The sequence below is a fragment of the Sphingobium sp. FG58 genome, from assembly GCF_057809055.1.
This window is the reverse complement of sequence record NZ_JBMDJF010000002.1, coordinates 147,913-166,501: the sequence shown is the minus strand read 5'-3', so window position 1 is coordinate 166,501 and position 18,589 is coordinate 147,913. Positions and strand designations below refer to the sequence as shown.

The following is an 18,589-nucleotide window of genomic DNA, read 5'->3' as shown; positions in this document are numbered from 1 at the left end:
CATATGCGCGATTCGTCCCCTGTTCTTGCCCGGTTGAGGGAGAGCCTGCAACAGCTGGAGCCGCGCCGCGCGACTGCGCCTGCGGCACTGTTTGCGCTGGGGCATGACGGGGTGGATGCGGCGCTGGGCGGCGGGCTGGCGCGCGGGCGGTTGCATGAAATCTTTGCCGATGCGGAGGATGCCAGCAGCGGCGCGGGCGTTGCTGCCTTGCTCAGCCTGCGCGCGGGGGAAGGGCGGCCTTTCCTGTGGCTGCGTACCGAAGCGATGCAGAAGCGGGTCGGGCAGCTGCACGCCACCGGCCTTGTCGAACTGGGCATAGACCCCACCAATATGCTGCTGGTGCTGGCCCCCGATGATGCGGCTTTGCTCCATGCGGCGGCAGAGGCAGCACGCTGCGCCGGACTGGGTGCGGTGCTGGTCGAAGGATGGGGCGCGATGCGCGGGCTGGACTTGACCGCCAGCCGCCGCCTGATGCTGGCCGCCGAAGCATCGGGCGTCACCCTGTTCCTGCTGCGGATCGCCGCCGACGCTGCGCCGAGCGCCGCCGATACACGCTGGCGGGTCAGTGCTTCGCCCTCGATCGCGCTGGAGGCGGACGCGCCGGGCGCATCCTTGTTTCAAATCGAATTGCTGCGTCGGCGTGCCGGTCCCCCGGCCGGTCCATGGCGCATGGAGTGGGACCGTGACCGACTATGTTTCAGACGTCCTGCCACAGATGGACGAGGCGCTAATGGAAGGGTTTGGGGAGGAGGAGAGCATGACGATCGCGACGCCGGCGCCCCGGCACCGCCGCTATCTCGCCCTGTTCTTCCCCTGGCTCCCGGCGGAGCGGTTGCGCCTGACCCGGCCCCATTTGTGCGCCGGGCAGGATGAACGGCCCCGCGCCTTTGTCGAGAAGGTTCGCGGCGCGCTGCGGCTGGCGGCGGTGGATGAGGCCGCGGCGGCGCTGGGCCTGTCGCCCGGCCTGTCGATGGCGGACGCCCGCGCCCGCGTGCCGGACCTCGACCTGTTCGACCATGTGCCGCATGAAGATCAGGACTGGCTGGAGCGGCTGGCTGATGGCTGCACCCGCTACACGCCGACCGTGGCGCTCGATCCGCCCGACGGGCTGATCCTCGACACCAGCGGGTGCGACCATCTCTTTGGTGGCGAGACGGGGCTGGCGGCTGATCTGGAACGGCGGCTGGCGCGGCTGGGCGTAGCGGTGCGGCTGGCCTTTGCCGGGACGCCGGAGGGCGCGCGGGCGCTGGCGCGCTATGTGGCAGGCGCTGCGTGCGATGAAGATAGCGCGATCCGCCGCCTGCCCGTCGCCGCGCTGGAACTGGATGAGGAAGCGACGCTGGCGCTGCGCCGCGCAGGGCTGAAAACCATTGGCGACGTCGCGCGTCGGCCAATGTTGTCCATCGCCGCCCGCTTCGGCGCTTCGGCGGTGATGGCGATCCGCCGGATCGTGGGGGAGGCGGACAGCGCGCTGACCCCGCGCCGGGTCGTCCCGCCGCTGGGCGTCGAGCGGCGCTTTGCCGAACCGGTCGCCCGCACCGAAACCATGATGACGATCCTGGCCGAACTGGCGGGCGAGGCGGCAGAGATATTGGAACAGAGGGGCCATGGCGGCCGCCGGTTCGAGGCGCTGTTTTTCCGCAGCGACGGGCTGGTGCGCCGCCTGACCGTGGAAACCGGTGCGCCGATGCGCGATGTCCCGGCGCTGATGCGGTTGATCCGGGAACGGATCGACAGCCTCAACGATCCCATCGACCCCGGTTTCGGTTTCGACCTGCTGCGCCTGAACGTCCCGCTGACCGAGCCACTGGGCGCATCGCAATTGCGGCTGGAGGGCGGTGCGACGGGCGAGGCGGCGGTGACTGCGCTGGTCGAGCGATTGAGCACCCGGCTGGGGCGCAACCGCGTCCGCCGCTTTGGCGCGCGCGACAGCCATATGCCCGAACAGGCCGAATTTGCGCTCCCCGCGCTGGATGCCCCGCCGTCCGACCTGTGGGCGACGCCGCAGACGGGCGAGCCGCCGCTGCGCCCCATCCATCTGTTCGATCCGCCCCAGTCGATCGAGGTGCTGGGCGCCGAAGTCCCCGACGGCCCGCCCCGCCGTTTCCGCTGGCGGCGGGCGCTGCACGAAGTCGCCCGGTTCGAGGGGCCGGAGCGGATCGCCGGGGAATGGTGGCGCAGGCGGCCCGTCTCGATCGAACTGCCCCGGCCCGGCAGCGATCCGGGCGAGGTCGATATCCGCTATCTGCTGGGTGACGCGCCTGATCATATTCGCGACTATTACAGGGTGGAGGACCGGCGCGGCCGCCGTTTCTGGATCTTCCGGCTGGGCTTTTTCGAGCCGGACAAGCCGATGCCGCGCTGGTACATGCACGGCCTGTTCGCATGAGCCGGGGGCGTGATCCGGGGCCGGAGGGCGAGGGGCGTCGGCCCATCGCTCTGGACGCGGCGTTGCGGGCGCGGCGACCGGAACCGCTATCGCCTGCGTCGGATTTCGCCGAGTTGGTGGCCGCGACCAATTATAGTTTCCTGCGCGGTGCGTCGCACCCGGCCGATATGGTGGGGCAGGCGCTGGCGCTGGGCCATGCGGGTATCGGCATTGCCGATCGCAATACGGTCGCCGGGGTGGTGCGGGCGTGGAGCGCGCTTAAATCGGTGCGCAAGATGCTGGCCGAGGATGCCGAGGATCAGGGCATCCGCACTGGCGAAACCGCGCAGTCGGCTGCTGAACGCCGCCATCTTGCGGCGCAGGCGCTGCGGCTGGCGCAGGCTTTCCGTCTCGTCACCGGGGCGCGGCTCTGCTTTGCCGACGGGACACCGGACATTATCGCCTACCCCATCAACCGCCATGGCTGGGGACGGTTGACCAGGCTGCTGAGCGTCGGCAATCTCAAAGACACGGTGCAAAAGGGCGATTGCGACCTGCGCCTGTCCGACCTGATCGATCATGCGCAGGACATGGTCCTGATCGTCATGGCGGGGGAGGCGGACGAAGCGCTGCTGGCGACATTGGCGCAGTCGGTGCCGGGCGCGCTGTGGATCGGTGTTACCATGCCGCGCGTAGGGCCGGACCGCCGCCGCCTCGCCCGGCTGGCGGCGCTGGCGCAGCGACTTAACCTGCCTTTGCTCGCCACCTGCGACGCGCTCTATGCAATGCCAAAAGATCGGCCGCTGCACGATGTCGTCACCTGCATCCGCCACGGCGTGACCCTGCGTGAGGCGGGGCGGCGGCTGGAGGCCAATGCCGAGCGGCACCTGAAACCCGCGCGCGAAATGGCACGGCTGTTCCGCGACTGGCTGCAGGCGGTGGGGGCATGGCGCGACGTGCTGGACCGGATCGGGTTCGACCTGTCGGACCTCAAATATGAATATCCCCATGAACCGGTGCCGGAGGGGTGGGCGGCGCAGGACTGGCTGGAGCATGAAGTGCTGCGGCTGGCAGGCGAAGCCTATCCCGATGGCGTGCCGGACACGGTCCATGCGATGCTGGCGACGGAGTTCGCGCTGATCCGCAGCCGCAACTACGCCTATTATTTCCTGACCGTTTATGAAGCGGTGCAGTTCGCCCGCAGCCTCGATCCGCCGATCCTGTGTCAGGGGCGGGGATCAGCGGCCAATTCGGCGGTTTGCTATTATCTGGGCATCACATCGGTCGACCCGACCAAGCATAATCTGCTCTTCTCCCGCTTCATTTCGGAGGATCGCGACGAGCCGCCCGACATCGATGTCGATTTCGAGCATGAGCGGCGCGAGGAGGTGATCCAGCATATCTACGCCCGCTATGGCCGCGAGCGCGCCGCCATCGCCGCGACCGTCATCCATTATCGCCCGCGCAGCACGGTGCGGGAGGTCGGCAAGGTGCTGGGCCTGACGGAAGATGTGACCGCGCGGATCGGCAGCACCGTATGGGGCAGCCACGCCAGCGGCATGGAGGAACGGCGCTTCCGCGACGCCGGGCTGGACGTGGGCAATCCGCTGGTCATGCAGTTGAAGGAACTGGTCGACCGGCTCCTGACCTTCCCGCGCCATTTGTCGCAGCATGTCGGCGGTTTCGTGCTGACGCAGGACCGGCTGGATGAGACGGTGCCGATCCACCATGCCGCGATGGTGGACCGCACATTTCTGGAATGGGATAAGGATGATATCGACGCGCTGGGCCTGATGAAGGTCGACGTGCTGGCGCTGGGGATGCTCAGCTGCATCCGCAAGGGCTTTGCGCTGATGCGCGACCATGGCCTGGGCAACATGACGCTGGCGTCGGTGCCGAGTGAAAAAGAGCCGGTCTATGACATGCTGTGCCGGGGCGACAGCGTGGGCGTGTTCCAGGTGGAAAGTCGCGCCCAGATCAACATGCTGCCCCGCCTGCGCCCGCGCAAATTTTATGATCTGGCGGTGCAGGTGGCGATCGTGCGGCCCGGCCCGATCGAGGGGGATATGGTCCACCCCTATCTCGCCCGCCGGGCCGAGGCGCGCGATGGCAAGCCCAAAAGCTGGTCCTTTCCTTCGCCTTCACCGCCCTATCCGGCAGACGAATTGCATGGCGTGCTGGGTCTCACCTACGGCGTCCCCCTGTTTCAGGAACAGGCGATGAATTTGGCGATTACGGCGGCCGAATTTTCGCCTGCGCGCGCCAATCAATTGCGTCGGGCGATGGCGACGTTCCGCAATGTCGGCACGATCGGCGAGTTTGAGGAGCAGATGGTCGGCGGCATGGTGCGGCGCGGCTATGAGCGCGCCTTTGCCCAGCGCTGCTATGACCAGATCAAGGGGTTCGGCAGCTATGGCTTTCCCGAAAGCCACGCCATCTCCTTTGCCCGACTGGTCTATGTGTCGGCCTGGCTGAAATGCTACCAGCCTGCCGTATTTGCCGCGGCTCTGCTCAATGCGCAGCCGATGGGCTTCTACGCCCCGGCGCAGATCGTGCGCGACGCGATCGAACATGGCGTCATGGTGCGCGGCATCGACGTCAATGCCAGCGGCTGGGACAATGGGCTGGAGCCGATTGCGGCGGACGATCCCGATGCAGGCAAGCATTGGACCCCGGCCAATCGCCGCTGGGGCGACATCGTCCCGCACCACCGCAAGGATGGGGCGTTCGCGCTGCGGCTGGGCTTTCGCCAGATTGATGGGTTTCGCGAGGCATGGGGAGAGGCGATTGCGGTGGATCGCGCGGCGTCCGGTCCCTTCGCCACGATCGAGGAATTGGGGCGGCGCGTTCGGCTGCCTGCCCGCGCGCTGCATTTGCTGGCTGATGCCGACGCCTGCCGATCGATCGGGCGCGAACGGCGCGACGCGGCCTGGGACGTGCGGCGGATGCCAGCAGGCGAACTGCCGCTATTCGCCGCCGCCCGCGCGCGCGAACTGGGGGAGGAAGCCGATGCGGCCCTGCCGCCCATGCCCTTGTCCGAAGCGGTGGCCGCGGATTATCAGCTGACCCGCCTGTCGCTCAAACAGCATCCCATGACCTTCCTGCGCCCGGTTTTCGCGGCCGAAGGACTGCTGACCAGCGAACAGATCAGCAGCGTGAAAAATGGCGCGCGGGCCAAAGTGGCGGGTGTGGTGCTGGTGCGGCAGCGACCCGGCAAGGGCAATGCGATCTTCGCGACGCTGGAAGATGAGACAGGCATCGTCAACATCCTGCTCTGGGCCAGGATGCTGGACCGCTATCGCCTGCCGGTCATGGCCGCGCGACTGATGGAGGCGCATGGCGTGGTGCAGCGGGTGCGGGAGGGGCCGGTCGATGTGCTGCACCTGATGGCGGATCGCATCGTGGATCGCACCGCCGAACTCGATCGCCTGTCGGAGGATCATGCAACGGTGATTGAAGCAGGACCGGGCGACAAGGCTGTTCACCCGGTCATGTCGCGCGTCCGCACCCATGGCCATCCGCGCAATGTGCGGATATTGCCCGGATCACGCGATTTTCATTAGCGATTTATATGAAGTGGTCGGGGAGACAGGATTCGAACCTGCGACATCCTGCTCCCAAAGCAGGCGCGCTACCAGACTGCGCTACTCCCCGACGTCTCGCGCCTTAGCGGCCTATCGCGCGTCCCGTCAATCGGCGATCAGTGAAAGAAGAGCCAAAGTAGCAGAATGATGGGGATCGGCACGCCGATCAGCCATAATAATAGACCCTTGCCCATGATATTTTCTCCTGCTGCGGTTCAGAATCAACCGATGGAGCGGCACGGATGTTCCGGGCGGGGGCAATGTGTGTGGCACAAACAAAAAGGGCGGGCCGTGGATACGGCCCGCCCTTCGGAAATCTCGCTAATGCGAAGATTACATCGCGTTCGCAGCGTTGTTCGCAGCGTTCGCGGCGTTGTCAGCAGCGTTCGTTGCATTTTCAGCAGCGTTCACGGCGTTTTCAACAACGTTTTCCACGACGGCGTTCGAAGCGTTCGCGGTTTCGTTGGCCGGCTTCTCACCGCAAGCGGCGAGGGCCATCAGGCTGGCCGAAGCGAAAACAGCAGCGATCTTCTTCATTGTGTACGGCTCCCATAGCATTATGCCGCGTCAGGCACGTTACGATGTGACCCTACGCGAGCGACCCGCATTAACGTGTGCGTTGCACAAATCAATGCTTTTCTGCGCCGGTGAAACGAAGGAATCACGCGACAGGGCGTTGTCTACTATAAAAGTTCAGTTAACGCCCAATGTTTCTGATGCATGGGCGATCAGGTTCAGCGTTACCGCCCAGGCGGCGACATTCTGTCGCAACTGCGCCGGATCGACTTTGTCCAGCGTATCGTCGGGCGTGTGATGCAGGTCGAAATAGCGGGTGCCATCCTGTTGCAGGTCGATCACCGGCACGCCGGCTTTGACCAGCGGCGCAATGTCGGCCCCGCCGCCCGCTTCCTGCTTGCTGGCCCCGATGCCCAGCGGCGCAAGGGCCGCTGCGATGCGGGTAGCAAGCGCCTCATGCCCCTGTGGCAGTTTGAAATCGACGCGCCAGACGCGGTCGGCACCAAAGTCCGACTCGATCGCCAACGCATGTTTCTCCGCGCCATGCGCCTTATAATAGGCGCGCGCACCGTCACCGCCCACTTCTTCCGCGCCAGCCATCAGCACGCGGATGGTGCGGCGGGGCTGGCCCGCCTTGGCCACCTGCAACGCCGCTGCGGCCGCGATGCCGCAGCCGGTCGCATCGTCAATCGCGCCGGTGCCCTGGTCCCAGCTGTCGAGATGGCAGGCGGCAACGACAATGCCCGCCGCTGGATCACTGCCTGGAATTTCCGCGATCACATTGCCCGATGGCTGGTCCTTGAGCATTTTCGAGGTCAGCGTCAGGTGGAGCTTCACCGGCTGTCCGCGCCCTATAACCCGCGCCAGTTGCTCGGCATCGGGGACTGAAAGCGCGGCAGCGGGAATCGGCGTCACGCCATCGGCCCACATCTGCACCCCGGTATGGGGCAGGCGGTTATGATCGGTCCCGATCGAGCGGATCAATATGGCGATCGCGCCCTTTTTCGACGCGATGCTGGGTCCCTGCCGCCGCGCTGCACCGAAATAGCCATAGGAGGAGCCGTCCTGCGTCGCTGCCATATCGTGGCTGACGAAGGCGATCTTGCCCTTCACGCTGGCGGCGGGGGCGGCTTCCAGATCGGCGATGGTCGGGAAATAGACGACTTCGCCCTCTATCCCCTTGTCCGGGGTTGATCCGCTATTGCCCAGCGCCGCCAGCACCAGATTTTGCGGGAAGGGGGAGAGGATTTTCGCCTCATCCCGGCCGCGCACCCATACCGGCATCGTATAGGGTTCGGCGCGCACATTGCTGAACCCCAGCGCCTTGAGCTTTGCCACCGCCCAGTCGCGCGCCCGCGCTTCCTGCGGCGTGCCGGCCGGACGCGGGCCGACTTCGGTGGTCAGCCCTTCGGTGAAATCCCATGCGACATCATCCTTGAGCGCCGCGTCGCGAATCGTGGCGCTGTCTGCCGGGGCGGCATGGGACAGGGTAGGGGTGAGGAGGCTGCCAAGGAGGAGGGCGGCAAGCGTGCCCGATCGGATTTTCTGCATGGGTGAGAGCGTAGCGAGCCATCGCCCATTTGCCAATGCGTCCCGCCTCCGCTAACTCCGCGCCAAATCCTCTTATCCTACCGTTGGAGCTGCCCGAACATGTCCGCCTCCTCGCAATATGCCTATGTCATGAAGAGCATGACCAAGAGCTTTCCCGGCGCTGCCAAGCCGGTGCTGAGCAACATCAACCTGCAATTTTATCGCGGGTCCAAGATCGGCATCGTCGGCCCGAACGGTGCGGGTAAATCGACCCTGATCAAGATCATGGCCGGGATCGACACCGATTTCACCGGCGAAGCCTGGCCGGGCGAGAATATCACGGTCGGCTATCTGGCGCAGGAGCCGCAGCTCGACCCGACCAAGACCGTGCTGGAAAACGTCAAGGACGGCGCGCGCGAGACCGCGGACAAGATGGATCGCTTCAATGACATCAGCAACATCATGGCCGATCCGCCGGAGGACGTCGATTTCGACGCGCTGATGGAGGAAATGGGGACGTTGCAGGAACAGATCGACGCGGTCGATGGCTGGACGCTCGACAATCAGCTGGAAATCGCGATGGAGGCGCTGCGTTGCCCGCCGTCCGACTGGTCGGTCGAAAATCTGTCGGGTGGTGAAAAGCGCCGCATCGCGCTGACCCGCCTGCTGATCCAGAAGCCTGACATATTGCTGCTCGACGAACCGACCAACCATCTGGATGCCGAAAGCGTCACCTGGCTGGAAAATCACCTAAAGGAATATGCGGGCGCGGTGCTGATGATCACCCATGACCGCTACTTCCTCGACAATGTCGTAGGGTGGATCCTCGAACTCGATCGCGGCAAATATTTCCCGTACGAAGGCAATTACTCCACCTATCTGGAGAAGAAGGCCAAGCGTCTGGAGCAGGAGGACCGCGAGGCGTCCGGCCGCCAGAAGGCGATCAATGACGAGCTGGAATGGATCCGGCAGGGGACCAAGGGCCGCCAGACCAAGTCCAAGGCGCGTATCAAAAAGTTTGAGGAACTGGTCGCTGGCCAGAACAACCGTTCGCCCGGCAAGGCGCAGATCGTCATCCAGGTGCCGGAACGGCTGGGCGGCAAGGTGATCGAGTTCAAGGGCATTTCCAAGGCGTTCGGCGACAAGCTGCTGTTCGAGGATCTGTCCTTCCTGCTGCCACCGGGCGGCATCGTCGGCGTCATCGGCCCGAACGGTGCGGGTAAATCGACCCTGTTCAAGCTGATCACCGGCCAGGAAAAGCCCGATTCGGGTGAGATCGACATCGGCACGACCGTCCGCCTGGGCTTTGTCGACCAGAGCCGCGATCATCTGGATGACAGCAAGAATGTCTGGGAAGAAGTGTCCGACGGCCTCGATTATGTGAAGGTCAACGGTCATGACATGTCGACGCGAGCCTATGTCGGCGCCTTCAACTTCAAGGGGCAGGACCAGCAGAAGAATGTCGGCAAGCTGTCGGGCGGTGAACGCAACCGCGTCCATATCGCCAAGATGCTGAAAAAGGGCGGCAACGTGCTGCTGCTCGACGAACCTACCAACGATCTGGACGTCGAAACGCTGGGCGCGCTGGAAGAAGCGATCGAAAATTTCGCGGGCTGCGCCGTGGTCATCAGCCATGACCGCTTCTTCCTCGATCGCCTCGCCACCCACATCCTTGCCTTTGAAGGCGACAGCCATGTCGAATGGTTCGAGGGGAATTTCGAGGCGTATGAGGAAGATAAGCGCCGTCGCCTGGGCGACGCCGCCGATCGTCCGACCCGATTGGCCTACAAGAAACTGACCCGCTGATCTGACGCCACAGCCGGGCAGTTGCAAAAGTTGCACCTGCCCAACTGTTTTTCGCACTTGCGATATTAGCGCTAATATTTGAAGAGGACGGTGCCTTTCAGGCATCCTCTCCTAAACTTTACGGGCCGGTCCTTCACAGGATCGGCCCTTTTTTTATGCAAGTTGCGCAGAGAGGCGTGGATCGCGGGGACCTACCTTCTCCCTCGGGGGAGAAGGATACGCAGCCTTACCGAACGCAGTGAAGCTAGGCGAAGTTGGATGGGGGAAGTGCGCTATCGTTAGCGCGGTACACCCTCTCCCGGCTTCGACTAGGCAGCAAGCTGCCAAGTCTGCGCAGCCCTCTCCCTCGAGGGAGAGGGATCATCGAGCCTCAATTCACCCGCTTGATCCACACCTGACCGCCCTCGCGCGATTCGGTGATGAAGTTGGGGATGGCCTGCACCAGGTCGGACAGCCGCTTATAGCCATAGTTGCGCACGTCGAAGCTGGAGCGGTTGCCGGCCAACTGGCCCACGGACCCCAGCCGCACAAAGCCGCGCTCGTCGCGTTTGACCGAATCATAGGCGTCGATCAGCAGTTTGATGACTTCGGCATCGACGGCTTTCTTGACGACCGGGGCGGGTGCTGGAGCGGGCGCAGACGCGGGAGGCGCGGCTTTTGCGGGCGCGGCTTTGGTTTCGTCAGCCTTGGGCGTGCGCGCCGGGGCTGGTGCCTTGCTGACGATCGGCTCTTCGGCTGCTGCCAGCGCCACCACGTCGATGAAGCGGGTGCAGGCGCGGCGGAAACCCTCCGGCGAATTCATCCGGCCAAAGCCATAGACCGGGATGCCCTGCTGCCGGATCCGCGTGACGAGCGGGGTGAAATCGCTGTCGCTCGACATCAGGCCAAAGCCGCTGACCCGCCCGCTCGCCATCAGGTCCATGGCGTCGATCGTCATCTTCATGTCGGTGGCATTCTTGCCCTTGGTCAGGTCGAACTGCTGCTGCGGTTCGATCGCCTGTGCGATCGACAGCGCGGCCCAGGTTTTGAGCGTCGCCTTGCTCCAATTGCCATAGGCGCGGCGGATATTGACCGTACCCAGCTCCGCCAGCACCGTCATCACCGGATCGAAATGGGCTGCCGACGCATTGTCGGCATCAATCAGCAGGGCGATATTGCCGCTCGGCCCGTCCAGTGACGTCATGTTATGTCCTTTCAGGCAGGCGTGAAGATGCCGCTCTGCTCATCCATGACATGCAGTTGGCCGTCGGAAATGGCAAAGAAAGCGCCGATCAGTTTCAACTCGCCCTTGCGTTCCTTGGACCGGACGCAGGGGAAGGTGCGCAGGTTTGCCAGGCTCACCTTGACGCTTTCCTGCTCCATCGCCCGTTCGACGTCCCGGCTGCGATCGTCGCCATAGCGCGCAATCACCGTATCGCGCGCCGGGTCCAGCAGTTCGATCCAGCTATGGATGAAACCGCCTTCGCCGGGTTCTGCATCCTTCAGATCATGACTGAGCGCCGCCTTGCAACCCCCGCATTTACCATGACCCATGACGATGATTTCGCTGACCTGAAGCACCTGCACGGCAAATTCCAGCGCCGCCGATACGCCATGATGACCCGGTGTCGTCTCGAACGGCGGCACCAGCGCGGCGACGTTGCGGACGACGAAAATCTCGCCGGGATTGGTGTCGAATATCTGCGCGGGATCGACCCTGCTGTCGGAACAGGCGATGATCATCACCCTGGGGCTTTGCCCTTCGCTCAGTTCGTCCCATCGCGCCCGCTGCTGGGTCCAGCCGGTTTGGCGGAAGCGGCGATAGCCTTCGATCATGTTGGAAAAATCAGCCATGCGCCGGTCTGTGCCGTACAATAAGGAGGCTGGCAAGTATGGCCATATGGGGACTGGCAACTGGAGCGCTGGATCGCTATCTGGGGCGGATGAACGACATCGCCCCGATCCCCATGCCCGGTGACCCTGTCAAGCCGGAGCGCGCGCGCAAACCCGACTGGATTCGCGTCAAGGCACCGACCAGCCCGGCCTATCATGAGACGCGCAAACTGATGCGCGACAAGGGGCTGAACACGGTGTGCGAGGAAGCGGCCTGTCCGAATATCGGCGAATGCTGGACCAAGAAGCATGCCACGGTGATGATCCTGGGCGACGTCTGTACGCGGGCCTGTGCGTTCTGTAACGTCAAGACCGGGATGCCCCGCAAGGTCGATGTCAACGAGCCGCAAAATCTGGCCGATGCCTGCGCCGAAATGGGGCTGGAACATATCGTCATCACCTCGGTGGATCGCGACGATCTGCCCGACGGCGGGGCGTCGCAATTCGTCAAGGTGATCGAGGCGTTGCGTCGCACCACACCGAACACGACGATCGAAATTCTGACGCCGGACTTCCGCAACAAGCATGAACGCGCGGTCGAGATGATCGTTACGGCACGACCCGACGTCTATAATCATAATCTGGAGACGGTGCCGCGCCTCTACCCCACCATCCGCCCCGGCGCGCGCTACTATGCCTCGCTGCGGTTGCTGGAGTCGGTCAAGCGGCTCGACCCATCCATCTTCACCAAGTCCGGCATCATGCTGGGGCTGGGCGAAGAGCGGCTGGAAGTGCATCAGGTGATGGATGACATGCGGTCGGCCGACATCGATTTCCTGACCATGGGCCAATATCTCCAGCCCACGCCCAGGCACGCCAAGGTGATCGAGTTCGTCACGCCTGCCGCGTTCAACGCCTATGCCGCGATCGCGCGGGCGAAGGGCTTCCTGCAAGTGGCGTCCAGTCCGCTCACCCGGTCGAGCTATCATGCGGGCGCGGATTTCGCCGAAATGCGCGCCGCGCGTGAGGCGAAGCTGGCCAAGGCTGCCCGGTAAATCCATGCACCGGCATGAAGAGACCCGGCATCTGCCCTACAGCCCGACCCAGATGTTCGATCTGGTGGCGGATGTCGCGCGCTACCCCGAATTTTTGCCCTGGATCAGCGCGATCCGGGTGCGGTCGAACAGCGACACGGAAATGGTCGCCGACATGATCGTGGGGTTCAAGGGGATCAAGGAAAGCTTCACCTCCCGTGTCCACAAGCATCGACCCGACCATGTCCGGGTCGATTATCTCGACGGCCCTTTGAAGCATCTGCACAATGAATGGCGCTTCCGCGACGACGGGCAGGGCGGGGTGCTGGTGGATTTCGAGGTCGAGTTCGCCTTCAAAAATCGCCTGTTCGAGATGCTGGCGGGGCAGATGTTCGACAAGGCGCTGCGCAAGATGATCGGCGCGTTCGAAACCCGCGCTGGGCAGCTTTATGCGCCGGGCGAGTCGGGCAGCAGCAGTTCGAGCGCACAAAGCGCCGCCTGAAGCCGCACGCCGCCCCGGCCGTCATTGTCGAAATGCCGCATGTCCGCGACGATCTTGTCCGGGCTTGCGCCGCGTTCGGCGCGGGCGAACACGACGGTCCCGACCGGCTTCTGCTCGGTTCCGCCGCCTGGACCGGCGATCCCGGTGATCGCGACGGCGACATGGGCATGGCTTTTGAGCAGCGCGCCCTGCGCCATGGCCCAGGCGGTGGCGATGGACACCGCGCCGAAGGTTTCCAGCACATCATGCGAAACTTTGAGAAGTTCCGCCTTCATATCATTGGAATAAGTGACGAATCCGGCCTCGAACACGTCGGATGAGCCCGCGATTTCGGTGAGCGCGGCGGACACCAGCCCCCCGGTGCAGCTTTCGGCGACGGCGATGGTCCGCCCGGCGCGGCGATTGGCGATGATGACCCGGTCGGCAAGTTCGACCAGGATGGTGGGGAGGATGCTGTCTGGCATGGGATCAGGATAGCGCGGGAAGGGAGAGGGTGGCAACCGCTTGTGCCGCAATACCTTCGCGCCGTCCGGCAAAACCCAGCCGCTCGGTGGTGGTCGCTTTCACGCTGACCCGGTCGATCGGCAGGCTCAGTATCTCGGCGATCCGCGCCCGCATGGCGTCGCGATGCGGGCCGATCTTGGGCGCTTCGCAGATGATGGTCAGGTCGACATGGTCGATCGTCCCGCCGCGCGCCGCGACCCGGTCGCCCGCATAGGCCAGAAAGCGGTCGGACGATGCCCCGCGCCATTGCGCGTCGGACGGCGGGAAGTGGCTGCCAATGTCGCCCTCTGCCAGCGCGCCCAGCAGCGCATCGACGATAGCGTGGAGCGCCACGTCCGCATCGCTATGCCCGGCCAGGCCGCGATCATGGGGGACCAGCACGCCGCCCAGCCATAATTCCTCATCCGGGGCGAGGCGATGGACGTCATAGCCCATGCCGACGCGCACTGTGCGGGCGCTTGGCAGCCTGGCCTCGGCGCGGGCAAAATCCTGTGGGTAGGTCAATTTTTCCAGTCCCTCGTCGCCTGCAACCAAGATGACGTCATGGCCCCAGCCTTTCAAAATCTGTGCATCGTCCGTGGCTTCGCGGCCCTCGTCCCAGCCACGGTGCGCCGCCAGGATCGTGTCGAAGCGGAAAGCCTGCGGTGTCTGCACCCGGAAAAGGCTGTCGCGCGCCACGCTTTCGCCCATCACGTCGCCCTCACCGCGCACAAGCGTATCAGCGACCGGCAACACTGGGATCGCCCCCGGCGCACCGTCCAGTGCTCCCAGCAACCGGTCCACCACGGCACCCGGCAGGAAGGCGCGCGCCGCATCATGGATCAATACCCGGTCGGCGCCCCCCGCCGCCGCAATCGCCTCCAGCCCTGCGCGCACCGATCCGCGCCGACTGTCCGCGCCCAGCGTCACCCCGGCAATCGCGCGATCTCCCAGCAGCGCGCGCACCTGCGCCTCCTGCCCGGCACCAATCACCAGATGGATCGCGTCGATGCCCTCATGCGCTGCCAGGGCGTCCACCGCATGGGCAATCACCGCCTTGCCGCCAACGGTGCGGAACTGCTTGGGAATGTCGCCGCCCGCGCGGCTGCCGGTGCCAGCGGCGACCAGCAGGGCTACGGTCCTGTGCCTGTTATCAGTCATGGCGCGGGGCATAGACGCTTGAGCGGACCCCCGCCAGACCCCTTCGCTTGCCCCGCATGCCAATAACCGCTATTGGCTGCCTGTTTTTTAGGCAGTATCGTTCGAGTATCATGCGCAGGCTTTCCCCCATTTCCATCGGTCCGTTGACGATCGACATGCCCGTCGTGTTGGCGCCGATGACCGGCGTCACTGACATGCCGTTCCGCACGCTGGTGCGCCGCTATGGCTGCGGCCTCAACGTGACCGAGATGATCGCGACCGCCGCGATGATCCGCGAAACGCGCCAGTCGCTGCAAAAGGCTGCCTGGCATCCGCTGGAGGAACCCGTGTCGATGCAGCTGGCAGGCTGCTCGCCGGCCGAAATGGCCGATGCGGCGAAGCTGAATGCGGATCGTGGCGCGGCTATCATCGACATCAATATGGGTTGCCCGGTCAAGAAGGTGGTCAATGGCGACGCGGGCAGCGCGCTGATGCGCGACCTGCCGCTGGCCGCTGCGCTGATCAAGGCGACGGTCGAGGCGGTCGACGTGCCGGTCACCGTCAAGATGCGGATGGGCTGGGACCATAGCAGCCTCAACGCGCCCGAACTGGCGCATATTGCCGAGGATCTGGGCGCGAAGCTGATCACCGTTCATGGCCGCACTCGCTGCCAGATGTATAAGGGGTCGGCAGACTGGGGCTTCATCCGCTCGGTCAAGGATGCGGTCAAGCTGCCGGTGATCGCCAATGGCGACATCTGCTCGATCGAGGATGCCGACATGGCGCTGGAACAGAGCGGCGCGGACGGGGTGATGATCGGGCGCGGTGCCTATGGCCGTCCCTGGCTGATCAGTCAGGTCATGGCCTGGCTGGACCGGGGCGAGCGCGTGCCGGACCCGTCGCTGGAAGAACAATATCACGTAATCATAGAGCATTATAAGGCGATGCTCGATCATTATGATAATTATACCGGGGTCAATATGGCCCGCAAGCATATCGGCTGGTACACCAAGGGGCTGACCGGATCGGCCGAGTTCCGCCATGCGGTCAATCAGGAGCCGGATGCGGACAAGGTGCTGGATATGCTCGCCCGCTTCTACGAACCGCTGATCGCGGGCGAGGTCGAGGCGGTGGACGCGCGCCAGGCGGCATGAGCGGCACGCTGCCGCTGGTGCCGCCGCTACGGATGCAGCAGGACGGGCCGTCGCTGGCCGAACAGATGACCGCGCTGCCGGTAGCGACTTTGGTGATCCGGCCCGACAACAGCATTGCCGAAGCCAATGTCCGGGCCGAAACCCTGCTCAACATGGCCCGGTCCGCCATCGTCGGCAGCGATGTCGCGCGCACCATCCGTATTGCAGAGGCGGGCGCGCGCTTCGACATCTGGCATAGCCAAAAGCCTATCGCGGCCTACGACATCAAGGTCCATGCCGGGCGCACCGCCGAAATGGAGGTCGACCTGATGATCGCGCCGATCGTCGATCATGACGGCTGGCGGGTCGTGTCGCTCCATGCGCAAAGCCAGGCGCGCAAGATCGGCCATCGCGGCACGTCGGGCGGCGCGCGCTCCGCCATGGGCGCGGCGGCGATATTGGCGCATGAGATCAAGAATCCGCTGTCGGGCATACGCGGCGCGGCACAATTGCTGGAAGGTGGGCAGGGCGGGCGCGATGCGGCGCTGACCCAGTTGATCTGTAACGAGGTGGATCGCATCGCCGCGCTGATCGACCGGATGCAGGATTTCACCACCGACCGGACGCTGGAATGCCACCCCGGCAATATCTATCCGTTGATCGACCGCGCAGCCGATATCGCGGCAGCTGGTTTTGCCAAGCATGTCCGTATCATAAAGCGTTATGATCCATCCTTGCCATTTGCCAACATCAATGACGATGCGCTGGTGCAGGTGATGATCAACCTGCTCAAGAACGCGGCGGAGGCATTGGAGCATGTCGCCAAGCCCCGCATTCGCGTCGAAACCGCCTTTCGCCATGGCGTGTCGGTCATGGTCGGCGGTGGCAAGGGCAGCGCGGTGCTGCCGATCGAAATCGTCGTGGTCGACAATGGGCCGGGCGTGCCGGAACATATTCTGGACCATCTCTTCAACCCCTTCATCACCGGCAAGCGCGACGGGCAGGGGCTGGGGCTGGCGCTGGTGGACAAGCTGGTCCGCGACATGAACGGTTTTGTACAATATGCGCGCGATGCGGAGGCTGGCGAATCCACCTTCCGCATATTGCTGCCGATGGGGATGGGTTGATGGCCGCGACAGGGACCGTGCTGGTGGTCGATGATGATCCCGCCATCTGCGTGGTGGTGGGCGAAGCACTGCGACGGCAGGGGCATAAGGTCAAGACTGCCGGGTCGATCCGCGAGCGTGCCGCGCTGATGGACAGTTTCACGCCCGACGTGCTGATTACCGACGTCATGCTGCCCGATGGCGATGGGCTGGACGGGGTTGCCGACATCATCGCCGCCCGCCCGGCGCTGAGCGTCATCATATTGTCGGCGCAGAACACGCTGAACACCGCGATCCGCGCGACCGAGAAGGGCGCGTTTGAATATCTGCCCAAGCCCTTCGACCTCAACGAATTGACCCGCGCCGTGTCCGACGCGCTTGGCACCCGGCTTGCGGCGAATGGAGAGGTGGAGGAGGGCGCTCTGCCCCATGACGGGCTGCCGCTGGTCGGGCGTTCGCCCGCGATGCAGGAAGTCTATCGCACCATCGCCCGCGTGCTGTCGAACGACCTGTCGATCCTGGTGCTGGGCGAATCCGGCACGGGCAAGGAACTGGTCGCCGAAGCGATCCACAGCCTGGGCCAGCGCCGCACCAAGCCTTTCGTTGCGATCAACATGGCCGCCATTCCGCGCGAACTGATCGAAGCAGAACTGTTCGGTTATGAAAAGGGCGCCTTCACCGGCGCCCACGCCCGCACCGCAGGCAAATTCGAGCAGGCGCAGGGCGGCACGCTGTTCCTCGACGAAATCGGCGACATGCCGATGGAGGCGCAGACCCGACTGCTGCGGGTGCTGCAATCGGGCGAGGTCACCACCGTGGGTGGCTCCAAACCTGTTCGGGTCAATGTCCGCATCATCGCCGCGACCAACAAGCATCTGCCGCAACTGATCGAGGAAAACCGGTTCCGGCAGGATCTCTATTATCGCCTGAATGTCGTGCCGATCGCCCTGCCAGCGCTACGCGAACGGCGCGAGGATGTGATCCTGCTCGCCCGACATTTTCTGGAACGCGCCGCGCAGGAAGGGTTGCCGCGCAAGACGCTGGCCGACGACGCGACCCAGTTGCTGATGGTCTATCACTGGCCCGGCAATGTCCGCGAATTGCAGAATATGATGCAGCGCCTGGCCGTGCTGAGCCGCGAAAATGTCATCACCGGCGAAATCTTGCGCAACATGCTGCCGATGGATGCGGTCCCGGCCGACTATGCCGCGCCCGCCGATCATCTGGCCCATGCCGTGCGCGATTGGGCGCGGCGGCAACTGGGCGTTGGCATCGGTCAGCCCAATCGCAACCTGCATGACGATCTGCTGGCGGTTATCGAGCCGATCCTGTTGCAGGAGGTGCTGGCCACGGTCGATGGCAACCAGATACGCGCTGCCGGGCTGCTGGGGATCAACCGCAATACGCTGCGCAAGAAACTGACCGATTATGGCCTGGACCCGCTGCAATTGCGTCTGACCGATTGATCGAGATCAGCGCTACGCGGGACGAACCGACGGTCTGCATCGACCAGTAACAGCAGATGCGACAAATACTGTGTTTGATCGGGCACGGGGTTGTTGTAACAAAGCCACT

15 protein-coding genes and 1 tRNA gene are annotated in these 18,589 nt (G+C 64.4%); 9 read left to right on the top strand and 7 right to left on the bottom strand.

Annotation, left to right across the window (positions count from 1 at the left end):
• Window positions 1-3 precede the first annotated feature (3 nt).
• Genes ACODR8_RS03565 through ACODR8_RS03555 form a run of 3 tightly spaced genes read left to right on the top strand, consistent with a single transcriptional unit; the run spans window position 4 to window position 5,931 of the window.
• Window positions 4-873, top strand: coding sequence for an ImuA family protein (locus ACODR8_RS03565; protein WP_489005988.1), 870 nt, complete (start codon window positions 4-6; stop codon window positions 871-873).
• Entirely contained in the window at window positions 758-2,389 is a 1,632-nt protein-coding gene (locus tag ACODR8_RS03560) for a Y-family DNA polymerase (RefSeq protein WP_489005987.1), read from the top strand. Before ACODR8_RS03565 ends, ACODR8_RS03560 begins: the two co-directional genes overlap by 116 nt.
• Entirely contained in the window at window positions 2,386-5,931 is a 3,546-nt protein-coding gene (locus tag ACODR8_RS03555) for an error-prone DNA polymerase (protein ID WP_489005986.1), read from the top strand. Before ACODR8_RS03560 ends, ACODR8_RS03555 begins: the two co-directional genes overlap by 4 nt.
• Before the next feature lie 14 nt (window positions 5,932-5,945).
• Here ACODR8_RS03555 and ACODR8_RS03550 read toward each other — a convergent pair.
• From ACODR8_RS03550 to ACODR8_RS03540, 3 genes are all read right to left on the bottom strand, one after another.
• A tRNA-Pro gene (locus tag ACODR8_RS03550) sits at window positions 5,946-6,022 on the bottom strand.
• A gap of 263 nt (window positions 6,023-6,285) precedes the next feature.
• Window positions 6,286-6,489 (bottom strand): hypothetical protein, encoded by a 204-nt coding sequence (locus tag ACODR8_RS03545; protein WP_119743806.1) that lies wholly within the window; start codon window positions 6,487-6,489, stop codon window positions 6,286-6,288.
• A gap of 156 nt (window positions 6,490-6,645) precedes the next feature.
• Complete coding sequence (locus tag ACODR8_RS03540; protein ID WP_489005985.1) at window positions 6,646-8,019, bottom strand: M20/M25/M40 family metallo-hydrolase; 1,374 nt, start codon at window positions 8,017-8,019, stop codon at window positions 6,646-6,648.
• A 99-nt stretch (window positions 8,020-8,118) separates the two neighbouring features.
• On the opposite strand from ACODR8_RS03540, the gene ettA reads away from it, so the two are divergent.
• Window positions 8,119-9,804, top strand: coding sequence for an energy-dependent translational throttle protein EttA (ettA, locus tag ACODR8_RS03535; RefSeq protein WP_489005984.1), 1,686 nt, complete (start codon window positions 8,119-8,121; stop codon window positions 9,802-9,804).
• Between the two features lie 370 nt (window positions 9,805-10,174).
• On the opposite strand, the gene ACODR8_RS03530 is transcribed toward ettA, so the two are convergent.
• Together ACODR8_RS03530 and ACODR8_RS03525 are read right to left on the bottom strand one after the other, a co-directional pair.
• On the bottom strand, window positions 10,175-10,987 hold the full coding sequence (locus tag ACODR8_RS03530) for an NYN domain-containing protein (RefSeq protein WP_489005983.1): 813 nt from the start codon (window positions 10,985-10,987) through the stop codon (window positions 10,175-10,177).
• An 11-nt stretch (window positions 10,988-10,998) separates the two neighbouring features.
• Window positions 10,999-11,637: a carbonic anhydrase gene (locus tag ACODR8_RS03525; protein ID WP_294136404.1), complete on the bottom strand. Its 639-nt coding sequence runs from the start codon at window positions 11,635-11,637 to the stop codon at window positions 10,999-11,001.
• Between the two features lie 38 nt (window positions 11,638-11,675).
• On the opposite strand from ACODR8_RS03525, the gene lipA reads away from it, so the two are divergent.
• The gene (lipA, locus tag ACODR8_RS03520; protein WP_489005982.1) at window positions 11,676-12,671 is read left to right on the top strand and encodes a lipoyl synthase; all 996 of its coding nucleotides are present in this window, start codon (window positions 11,676-11,678) and stop codon (window positions 12,669-12,671) included.
• A 4-nt stretch (window positions 12,672-12,675) separates the two neighbouring features.
• Entirely contained in the window at window positions 12,676-13,152 is a 477-nt protein-coding gene (locus ACODR8_RS03515; protein WP_217672196.1) for a type II toxin-antitoxin system RatA family toxin, read from the top strand.
• Here the strand turns inward: ACODR8_RS03515 and ACODR8_RS03510 are convergent.
• Window positions 13,098-13,616, bottom strand: coding sequence for a CinA family protein (locus tag ACODR8_RS03510; RefSeq protein WP_217672197.1), 519 nt, complete (start codon window positions 13,614-13,616; stop codon window positions 13,098-13,100). The two genes, ACODR8_RS03515 and ACODR8_RS03510, sit on opposite strands and share 55 nt — an antisense overlap.
• 4 nt (window positions 13,617-13,620) lie before the next feature.
• Window positions 13,621-14,808 carry a bifunctional 2-C-methyl-D-erythritol 4-phosphate cytidylyltransferase/2-C-methyl-D-erythritol 2,4-cyclodiphosphate synthase gene (locus ACODR8_RS03505; RefSeq protein ID WP_489005981.1) on the bottom strand — a complete coding sequence of 396 codons (1,188 nt, stop codon included), beginning with the start codon at window positions 14,806-14,808 and terminating at the stop codon, window positions 13,621-13,623.
• Window positions 14,809-14,906: 98 nt separating this feature from the next.
• Here ACODR8_RS03505 and dusB point away from each other — a divergent pair, with 98 nt between their 5' ends.
• Genes dusB through ntrC form a run of 3 tightly spaced genes read left to right on the top strand, consistent with a single transcriptional unit; the run spans window position 14,907 to window position 18,480 of the window.
• Window positions 14,907-15,929: a tRNA dihydrouridine synthase DusB gene (gene dusB, locus ACODR8_RS03500; protein WP_489005980.1), complete on the top strand. Its 1,023-nt coding sequence runs from the start codon at window positions 14,907-14,909 to the stop codon at window positions 15,927-15,929.
• Window positions 15,926-17,035 carry a two-component system sensor histidine kinase NtrB gene (locus tag ACODR8_RS03495; RefSeq protein WP_119743797.1) on the top strand — a complete coding sequence of 370 codons (1,110 nt, stop codon included), beginning with the start codon at window positions 15,926-15,928 and terminating at the stop codon, window positions 17,033-17,035. The genes dusB and ACODR8_RS03495 overlap by 4 nt, the downstream gene beginning before the upstream one ends.
• On the top strand, window positions 17,035-18,480 hold the full coding sequence (gene ntrC / locus ACODR8_RS03490) for a nitrogen regulation protein NR(I) (protein WP_489005979.1): 1,446 nt from the start codon (window positions 17,035-17,037) through the stop codon (window positions 18,478-18,480). The genes ACODR8_RS03495 and ntrC overlap by 1 nt, the downstream gene beginning before the upstream one ends.
• Window positions 18,481-18,589: the final 109 nt, after the last annotated feature.